The organism is Paraburkholderia bannensis NBRC 103871 (assembly GCF_000685015.1).
GTDB lineage: Bacteria > Pseudomonadota > Gammaproteobacteria > Burkholderiales > Burkholderiaceae > Paraburkholderia > Paraburkholderia bannensis.
Map to the genome: position 1 here is coordinate 1 of NZ_BAYA01000083.1, position 2,132 is coordinate 2,132.

Genomic DNA, 2,132 nt, shown 5'->3' on the forward strand with positions numbered 1-2,132 from the left:
GCGCGAGTTCGCTCTTGAGCGATTTCACCTCTTTTTGCAGGGCATTGAGCTGCTGCTGCAGGGCCTTGATCTGGTCGCTGGTCGAGTCCGCGAACGCGAGCCCCGGCAGTGCCCCGGCCACCAGCAGACAGATTAACTTCTTCTTCATCGACATTCTCCTTATGGGTCGTTATTGCAGGCGTTTCGACGTTTAATTCTTGTGTTGCCAACTGCTTTTTTCTGTTCTGCTGGCCGTTTTTATGCGGCGCGCGCTTTGGGGTTGTTATTCAGGCGCGCGCCGTGTTTTCTCTCAGGCTGCACGCCGTCCAATCGGCGAACCCACTGCGCCAGGCGGCGTGCCGGGCGTGCTGGCTTCGGCGGGATCGGGCTGCACGAAGGCCATCTGCATGTCGCGCATGCGCTTCTTTTCACGCGCGCTCATCAACTGGTTCACGGCGATCACGCCAATCGTCACGGCGCTGATAAAGAGCGTGGCCAGTGCGTTCATTTCCGGATTCAGGCCCAGGCGAACACGCGAGAACACCACGAGCGGCAGCGTCGTCGAGCCCGGGCCCGAGAGGAACGCGGAGAGCACCAGGTCGTCGATCGACAGCGTGAACGAGAGCAGCCAGCCCGAGAGCAGGGCCTGCGAGATCAGCGGCAGCGTGATGACGAAGAACACCTTCAGCGGCGTGGCGCCCAGGTCGAGTGCGGCCTCTTCAAGCGACTTGTTCATCTCCTTCACCCGCGACTGCACGATGATTGCCACGTAAGAGACGCACAGCATCACGTGACCGATCCAGATCGTGAGGATGCCGCGCCCGGCGGGCCAGCCGATCATCTGCTGGAGGGCCACAAACAGCAGCAGCAGCGAGATCCCCTGGATCACTTCGGGAATCACGAGCGGCGCGTTGATCATGCCGGTGTAGAGCGTGAAGCCGCGAAAGCGACCCATGCGCGCCAGCACGAAACCGGCCCACGTGCCGATCACAACCGATGCGAATGCCGTCATCAGGCCGATCTTCAGCGACAGCCAGGCCGCGCTCAAAAGCTCGTCGTCCTGCAGCAGCGCTGCGTACCACTTGAGCGAGAAGCCCGACCACACCGTCACGAGTTTCGATTCGTTAAACGAATAGACGACGAGGCTGATGATCGGGATATAGAGGAATAAAAAGCCGAGTGTGAGAACACTGGTGGAAATCGCGCGATTGGGCTTGATCATTTGCTTTCCTCCAGTTCCTTGACCTGGTAGTACTGAAAGACTGCCATCGGCACGAGCAGCAGCAACACCATCGCGACGGTGACAGCCGAGGCCATCGGCCAGTCCATGTTGTTGAAGAACTCGTCCCACATGACGCGGCCGATCATGAGCGTGTCCGCGCCGCCGAGCAGTTCGGGAATCACATACTCGCCCACCGCCGGAATGAACACGAGCAGGCTGCCCGCGATGATGCCGTTCTTCGACAGCGGCAGCGTGATCTGCGTGAAGGCGACCCAGGGCTTCGCGCCCAGGTCATACGCGGCTTCCAGCAGCGTGAGATCCATCTTGCAGAGGTGCGCGTAAAGCGGCATCACCATGAACGGCAGGTACGAGTAGACCATGCCGATATACACGCCCGCATCGCTGTGATAGAGCCGCAGCGGCGAATGAATCAGGCCCATGGCGATGAGCGCGTGATTCAGAAGACCGTCGTCCTTGAGAATGCCGATCCATGCATACACGCGGATCAGGAACGACGTCCAGAACGGCAGCATCACGCCCATCATCAGCAGGTTGCGCGTGGCCGGGTTCGAGCGTGCGATGTAATAGGCGATGGGATAACCGATCAGCAGGCAGAAGAACGTGGACACCGCCGCCATCTTCAGCGAGCTGATATAGGTGGCGATATACAGGCTGTCCTGCAAAAGGAACGCATAGTGCGAGAGCTGGAGCGCCAGGTGCACCATGCCGTCCTTCATCTCGACCAGGTTCGAATAGGGCGGAATGCCCATGACCTGGTCGGCGAAGCTGATCTTGAGCACCAGCACGAAGGGCAGGGCGAAGAACAGCGCCAGCCAGATGAACGGAATGCCGATCACCGTGGTGCGGCCCGAAGGCACGAAGCGCGACAGCATGCGCGCGAGCGCGCCGCGCCGGGCTGCGCCTTGCGGCG

The 2,132-nt window shown here is 60.6% G+C and carries 3 protein-coding genes; all 3 read right to left on the reverse strand.

From position 1 onward, the window contains the following. A partial coding sequence (locus BBA01S_RS46560) for a DUF3138 family protein (RefSeq protein ID WP_156966271.1) occupies positions 1-148 on the reverse strand: 148 nt, incomplete at its 3' end. A 141-nt stretch (positions 149-289) separates the two neighbouring features. Then, complete coding sequence (locus tag BBA01S_RS39370) at positions 290-1,201, reverse strand: ABC transporter permease subunit (protein WP_027821160.1); 912 nt, start codon at positions 1,199-1,201, stop codon at positions 290-292. Next, a complete protein-coding gene (locus tag BBA01S_RS39375) occupies positions 1,198-2,094 on the reverse strand; it encodes an ABC transporter permease subunit (RefSeq protein WP_063750605.1) in 897 nt (298 codons plus the stop codon). Before BBA01S_RS39375 ends, BBA01S_RS39370 begins: the two co-directional genes overlap by 4 nt. Between the last annotated feature and the right edge of the window lie 38 nt (positions 2,095-2,132).